This is a genomic window from Stecheria intestinalis, assembly GCF_009696165.1.
GTDB classification, from domain to species: domain Bacteria; phylum Bacillota_I; class Bacilli_A; order Erysipelotrichales; family Erysipelotrichaceae; genus Bulleidia; species Bulleidia intestinalis.
Map to the genome: position 1 here is coordinate 88,560 of NZ_VUMN01000008.1, position 6,953 is coordinate 95,512.

Annotated in this window: 7 protein-coding genes; 6 read left to right on the forward strand and 1 reads right to left on the reverse strand. The window is 51.6% G+C overall.

Features of this window, described 5'->3' with window-relative positions; genetic code table 11:
• Window positions 1-33: 33 nt before the first annotated feature.
• From FYJ51_RS05030 to FYJ51_RS05055, 6 genes are all read left to right on the forward strand, one after another.
• The gene (locus tag FYJ51_RS05030; protein ID WP_105304779.1) at window positions 34-1,326 is read left to right on the forward strand and encodes a PTS ascorbate transporter subunit IIC; all 1,293 of its coding nucleotides are present in this window, start codon (window positions 34-36) and stop codon (window positions 1,324-1,326) included.
• An 88-nt stretch (window positions 1,327-1,414) separates the two neighbouring features.
• On the forward strand, window positions 1,415-2,035 hold the full coding sequence (locus FYJ51_RS05035; RefSeq protein ID WP_105304780.1) for a KpsF/GutQ family sugar-phosphate isomerase: 621 nt from the start codon (window positions 1,415-1,417) through the stop codon (window positions 2,033-2,035).
• A gap of 4 nt (window positions 2,036-2,039) precedes the next feature.
• Window positions 2,040-2,936 (forward strand): 4-hydroxy-tetrahydrodipicolinate synthase, encoded by an 897-nt coding sequence (gene dapA / locus FYJ51_RS05040; RefSeq protein WP_456243037.1) that lies wholly within the window; start codon window positions 2,040-2,042, stop codon window positions 2,934-2,936.
• Window positions 2,937-3,021: 85 nt separating this feature from the next.
• A complete protein-coding gene (locus tag FYJ51_RS05045; protein ID WP_154503956.1) occupies window positions 3,022-3,513 on the forward strand; it encodes a hypothetical protein in 492 nt (163 codons plus the stop codon).
• A gap of 4 nt (window positions 3,514-3,517) precedes the next feature.
• Entirely contained in the window at window positions 3,518-5,605 is a 2,088-nt protein-coding gene (locus FYJ51_RS05050) for a BglG family transcription antiterminator (protein ID WP_154503958.1), read from the forward strand.
• A gap of 101 nt (window positions 5,606-5,706) precedes the next feature.
• The gene (locus tag FYJ51_RS05055) at window positions 5,707-6,567 is read left to right on the forward strand and encodes a MurR/RpiR family transcriptional regulator (protein ID WP_205946193.1); all 861 of its coding nucleotides are present in this window, start codon (window positions 5,707-5,709) and stop codon (window positions 6,565-6,567) included.
• 21 nt (window positions 6,568-6,588) lie between these two features.
• Here the strand turns inward: FYJ51_RS05055 and FYJ51_RS05060 are convergent.
• Window positions 6,589-6,953 (reverse strand): transketolase C-terminal domain-containing protein (locus tag FYJ51_RS05060; RefSeq protein WP_328597264.1); only part of this gene is annotated, 365 nt, incomplete at its 5' end.

Genomic DNA, 6,953 nt, shown 5'->3' on the forward strand with positions numbered 1-6,953 from the left:
TAATCTCATAAAAAGAGAGGGGAAAATCACATCATGTTAAATGCATTAGTTGCTCAGGTAAGAGATACAGCTCTTATCATGGGAATCATTGCACTCATCGGTCTTCTGCTTCAGAAGAAGAGTGCGAAAGACACCATCAACGGCGTTGTCAAGACCGTCGTAGGATTCATGATCTTCAACATCGGATCCGGTGCAATGAGCGGAGTTGTCAATACCTTCATGTCTCTGTTCCAGGCTGGCTTCGGAATCACCGGTGTCACCACACAGGTTGAAATCGCAACTGCTCTGGCTCTCGATACTTATGGTACTGAAGTTGCTCTCTGCATGGTTGTCGGTTTCGCAGCAAACCTCGTATTTGCAAAGTTCACGAAGTTCAAGGCAATCTTCCTCACAGGTCAGCACTTCCTGTACTTCGCTTGCGTCATCGCACTCGTCTTCATCGCTAATGGTGCTCCGGCAGCAGTTACCATTCTGGTCGGCGGCATCATCCTCGGCTTCTGCGGCGCAGCTCTTCCTACCATTGCTCAGCCATTCATGAACAAACTCACAGGTTCTGATGACATCGCAATGGGCCACTTCAACCTGATCGGCTACACGCTGGCTGGCTACATCGGCAAGCTCGTAGGCGGCAAGAACGGCGAGCACAAGGGCAAGGATGTTTCTGAACTTGATCTCCCGGGCTGGCTCGGTCTGTTCCGTGACTTCGTCTTCTCCGTTGCACTGTTCATGGTCGTTCTGTTCTATGTTGCTGTCATTGCCTGCGCTGTCAAGGGCGGCGATGCATTCGAACTTGTTCAGACTTCTTCCGGAAACGACATCTGGTTCATCTGGCCGCTGATTGAAGGCCTCCAGTTCGCAGCTGGCATGAGCGTCCTGATCTATGGTGTCCGTCAGTTCATCGCTGAGATCACTGCAGCATTCGTCGGAATTTCCGAAAAGTGGATCCCGAACTCCAAGCCTGCAGTTGACTGCCCGGCAGTATTCCCGTTCGCTCCGAATGCAGTTCTGCTCGGATTCGTCGGTGCTGTTGCCGGCGGCCTGATCGCTACTGGTATCATGGTTGCTACACATTCTGAGACCATTATGATCCCGGCTGCTGGTATCTGCTTCTTCTCCGGTGGTACCGGCGGTGTCTTCGGAAGCATCTACGGCGGCGTCAAGGGCGCACTGCTCGGCGGACTCCTGCTCGGATTCTGCACGACAATGCTGCCGCTGATTCTCTATCCTGCATTTGCAGCACTGGGAATCGCCGGAGCTTCCTTCCCGAACGTCGACTACAACGTCGTGGGCTGCGTTCTGAACTTCATCCTCGGACTGTTCCACTAATCCGGTGATAATTCCATGAGGGCTTGGGGCATTCGTCCAGGCCCTCATTTTTCTTCCGAATCTTTAGAAAGGATATGATCCATCACTTATGGCAAATGAAAAGGCACAGGTTCAGGAATTCCTGAACATCGTCAACGAGCAGATCAAGGCATTTGAAGACACGATCGATATCAAAGCCCTGACTGACGCAAAGAATCTGATTCTCGACGCAGAATCCAGAAACAACCGCGTCCATGTCACCGGCATCGGCAAGCCGGGGCATCTCAGCGGCTACATCGCTTCCCTTCTGAGTTCCACCGGAACTCCGGCATATGAACTCCACGGCACCGAAGCCGTGCACGGATCCTCCGGCCAGGTGGTCCCGGGAGATGTGGTTATCGCCATCTCGAATTCCGGCGAAACCGGAGAGCTCAAGGCAACCGTCACTGCTCTCAAGAAGAACGGCGCTAAGATCATCAGCGTGACCGGCAATCCGGAAAGCTGGCTGGCAAAGCAGGGAGACGTCTGCCTCACGGCTGGCGTCAAGCAGGAAGGCGATTCCATGAACAAGCCTCCGCGTGCTTCCATTCTGGCGGAAGCACTGATGCTGCAGAGTCTCAGCATCCTGCTGCAGAACGAGAAGAAGCTCACCCCGGATCAGTATGTGAAGTGGCATCCGGGAGGATCACTCGGCAAGAGCATCCTGGATGCACAGAAAGAAGGAAAGTAACCCCATGGCAATGTTTGAAGGCGTAGTAACCCCGATCGTCACTCCGTTCCATCGCGATTCAGAGCAGTCCATTAACTATGAGGCGATGGAAAAGCTCGTCAATCATCTGATTGAGCATGGCGTAGACGGAATCTTCCCGCTTGGCTCCAATGGGGAATTCCATGTATGCGAGCATGAAGAGAAGGTAGAATTCGTCAAGGCGGTCGTCAAAGTCGTCAATCACAGAGTACCGGTCTATGCCGGTGCTGGTGCATGCTCCACCAAGGAAACCATCGCTCTTGCAAAGGACATGGAAGCAGCTGGTGCAGACGTGCTGTCTGTCATCACCCCGTATTTCATCAAGCCGACCGATGACGAGCTGTTCGATCACTACAAGGCTGTCGCAGAATCCGTGAAGATTCCGGTCATGCTGTACAACATCCCGAAGTCCACCGGCTGCAATATTCCTGCTTCCGTCGTTTCCCGCCTTGCAAAGGAATGCCCGAACATTCTCGGCATCAAGGATTCCTCCGGAGATATGGAGAATCTGCAGGGCTATCTCGATGCCGCCAAAGGCACAAAGATGAAGGTCCTGGTCGGATCTGATTCCAAGATCTCCAAGGCATATGCACTCGGGGCATCCGGATGCGTAGCAGGAACCTCCAATGTCATCGTCGATACGATCGTGAATCTCTGGAAAGATCTGAAAGCAGGCAATACAGCAGAAGCAGAACAGCTGCAGAAAGACATCGATGTGCTGCGTGCCATTCTGAAGCTCGGCACGGTTCCGTCCATGATGAAGCGTTCTGTCGAACTGGCAGGCATCGCAGAAGTCGGACCGGCAAGAAGACCGGTACATGACTCCACCCCGGATCAGGATGCACAGATTATGGAGATGCTCCGCTTCTATAAACTTGCCTGAATACTTTTAGTCAGTTTTGCGAAAACAGGAATCATAGATTCCTGTTTTTATGTCCTATAATAATACTAATACGGAGGCTTCCCTTATGAGTGAATCTGAAATCCGGATTGAAAGCGACCGGACGCGCAATGCTTTGCTCGGTCTGCTCTGGTTTGCAATTTTCTTCCTTTCCTGGTACCTGGCTGCACAGTTCTATTTTGCCGGCAATGCCTTAATCAGCTTTCTGTTTCTGACCCTGCTGGTCATCTCAGTGAAATATACGTATACCTACTTCCATCAGGCCATCGTAAAGACCCCGATCGTGATTTTCACGCCCGAAGGTCTGAAGATTCCCCGCACCTTTCATAAACCGCTCGTATGGGATTACCCCGGCATCAGCGATATCACGGTGCTCGAGAAGAACGATCATACGATGCAGATGCTGATCACCGGAAAAGAAGTCACTCACCCGTCCGGCCATCAGTATTTCGGGCTGAACTACCCGTTTTCAAAAGCAATGACGAAAGAAACGAGAAATCGGCTGGAAGAAGCTGCGAAGCGTTATAAGCTCAAGCTCTCTTTCCGGAAAGCAGAATAGCTCTATGGACAGCGATACCTTCACCACGATTCGTTCCCTTCTGAGAACGCCAGGCATCACCGTTCATGATCTGGAGAGCTCGGGTCTGACCAAGCGGCAGATCAAATACCGGATTTCCAAGATCAATGCCATTCTGAAACCCATGAACATACCGACGATCTCGATCCGGCAGGAGAATGAGCTGATCATCCACGATGACACCAGAGAAGTCCTCAGGAAGATCATGAAAGAAGCCAAGTCCATGGAGCGCTTCTCGTTCAACAAAGAAGAGCGGTATGCGTACATGTTCCTGCTGCTGTTTCTGAACCTGGAATATGTTTCCCTGAATGACTTCATGGACCGCCTCAGGACTTCGAAGTCTACAACCTTGATGGATCTCAAGACCATGAGCTCTGATCTGAGCAAGAATGACATCACTCTTGAATACAACCGGACCAGAGGCTACTACCTCGGCGGGACCGAGATGAACATCCGCCGCTTCATGATGCGGACAATCATCTACTACCGCTACGCCAGCGTGTTCGATACGCTCATCGATGACTATCACCTGGATCTATATGAATACTCCAACCTTGTGATCCAGGAACTGGCAGAACGACATCACATCCAGTTCGTCGAAGACCGTCTCTTTGAATTCATCTATATCTTCACGTTCCTGAAAGCCCGGATCTCCAATGGTGCAAGTGCCGCCAGCGAGATTGAGAACATGCCGAATATCGACATGATGCATTCCACGAAGGAATACGCCTTCACACAGGAACTGCTTGAGAATTACAAGAACACCGATCAGATCAAGCCCGCAGACATCAAGTATATTTCTTCGTGGGTTCTCGGAATCTCTTATGGTGATCTCAGCGAGCAGACTCAGGATAAAGCCTATATCTCGAGTCTCGTGGCCAAGATCATGAACCGCTTCGAACTGCTGAGCGGAGCGCATTACAGCAATCAGGAAGAAATATTCACCCAGCTGTATTCTCATTTCCGGCCTGCTTATTACCGTCTGCTGTTCCGGCTGCCGATCTACAACCCGCTGACCGAAAAGGTCCGCGAAGAATACCAGGATCTCTATGAACTCGTCTTTGAGACGATGAAGCCATACGAAAGCCTGTTCGGCGGGGAGATTCCGGCCGACGAGATTGCCTATCTCACGATGCACTTCGCAGCCATCTATGCCGGCAAGAAGGCAACCGGCATCGTGCAGAAAAACGCCCTGGTCATCTGCTCCAACGGCGTCGGCAGCTCTGCCATCCTGTATAACGAGCTGCGGAACATGTTCCCGGACATGAACTTCCTGCCCCCGATTGAAAGCCGGCAGTTCCGGGATGTCGATGTTCCGGTAGATATCATCTTCGCAACTCGCTATGCTGAACTGGACGATACGGATATTCCGATTGTCCGGGTCAACCCGGTCATGTCTGCAGAAGAACAGTATCAGACGATCCACAACGTCCATCTGCAGCTGAATATGCCGGAACCAGGCAGACCGAGCGTTGAGAACGTGATGAACATCATCCGTCAGCACGCCGACATCCGCAATGAAGAGAAGCTCACTGCAGAACTTTCTGCCTATTTCACCCAGGTTGAAGAAAACCCGAAACATACAGTTGTCCCGCCTGAATCCCTGCATCTCGAAGACATTGTGCGGACAGATCTGATCCGCCTGCACGAATCTGCTTCAGACTGGGAAGAAGCGATCCGCCATGCTTATCAGCCTCTGCTTGAGGATCATTTCATCACAGAGAACTACATTGAAGCTACGGTCGCTGCACTGAAGAAAAACCGTGCTTATATCGTCATCGCTCCGCACGTCGCCCTGTCGCACTCCAAGCCGGAAGACGGAGCCCTGTCCATCTCAATGGGCATCTATGCGATGGACTTCGGCATCGACTTCGGAAACCCGGAGAATGATCCGGTTCGCTATATCTTCTCGCTCAGCGCAACCGACAACTCCTCGCATCTGGTATGCATGTCCGAGCTGCTCGGCATGCTCAATACGCCGGCCTTCTTCCATCTGCTCGATACCACCCATGATCCAGAAGAGGTCCTGGACTTTATCAAGGCAAACCGGAAGTCCTCCTCAGAGCCGAACTGAGTCTGCATGTTTCATGCATGCAGATTTTCTTTGATTTTTCATCTTTTTCTGTCTGCATGTATGAATTTTCGATTATAATGCAGAAAAAGAGGGTGATCATAATGAGTTCCGGACCCACTGCTGTGGTGCGCATCAAAGCCGCATACCGCGATATGGGAGCGAAAGACAAAGAAATAGCCAATTATGTGCTGAGCAACCTGCAGGAGGTTTCCCGCTCGAGCATCAGCGATCTTTCGTCGCACCTGGATATGGCTGATTCCACCATCTTCCAGTTCACGAAACGGCTCGGATACGAAGGCTTCCGGGACTTCAAGATTGCCCTGCTCACGGAAGAGAACGACCCTCAGGAAAAAGTATCCGGGAAGATCCTCGAAGGAGACAGCGAGGAGACGATCATCCATAAAGTCTTCCAGGCAAACATCCATGCCCTTGAAGAAGCAGATGCTTCGGCAGATCCCCATCAGTACCATACCGCCCTGGCGATTATTACCAGCTCCGATTCCACAACTTTCTTCGGTCTAGGCCAATCCAATGCCGTAGCATTGGATGCCTATCAGAAATTCTTACGCACTGGCATCCGATGCAATTACTGCACGGACTTCCACATGCAGCTGATGAATGCTGCTCTGCTCAGCGAGAACGACTGTGCCGTCGTGATCTCCCATACCGGCAGATCCAGGGAAGTGATTGAACTAGCGGAGACCATTCACGAACATAAGGCAAAGATGATCCTGGTTACCGCTTATTCCATGAGCCCGCTTGCCAGAATGGCAGATGCCATCCTGATCACGCCGGCGGCCGAAGATCAGCACCGGACCGAAGCTCATGCGACCAGAATCTCCGAACTGGCAGTTCTTGATGCTCTGTTCGTTCTTGTGCAGAGATCTGATGAGAAAGACTCTGAGAAGAACTGGAATCGGATCCGGGAAATCATGGATAAAACAAAAGAACGTGTCAGCTGAGACACGTTCTTTCATACCCGATCACAGATTCTCTTTGATTTCCTTGTATACTCCCTCGGCATCCAGGCCGTACTTCTTCATCAGTCCTGCTGCCGGCCCGCTCTCGGCATACCGGTCTTTCACTCCGATCCGATGAATCGGCTTCGGGCACTTCTCTCCCGCGATCTCCGCAATCATTCCTCCAAGTCCGCCGATGATGTTATGCTCCTCTGCCGTGAAGATCTTTTCATGGTTCTTCAGGATCTCCACAATTCCTGCTTCATCTGCCGGCTTGATGGCACACACATCTACGACAGTGAGGTCAACTCCATCTGCTTTCAGCATCTCTGCTGCGCCTAATGCCGACTGCACCATCACTCCGCATGCAAAGACTGCGACTTTCTCTC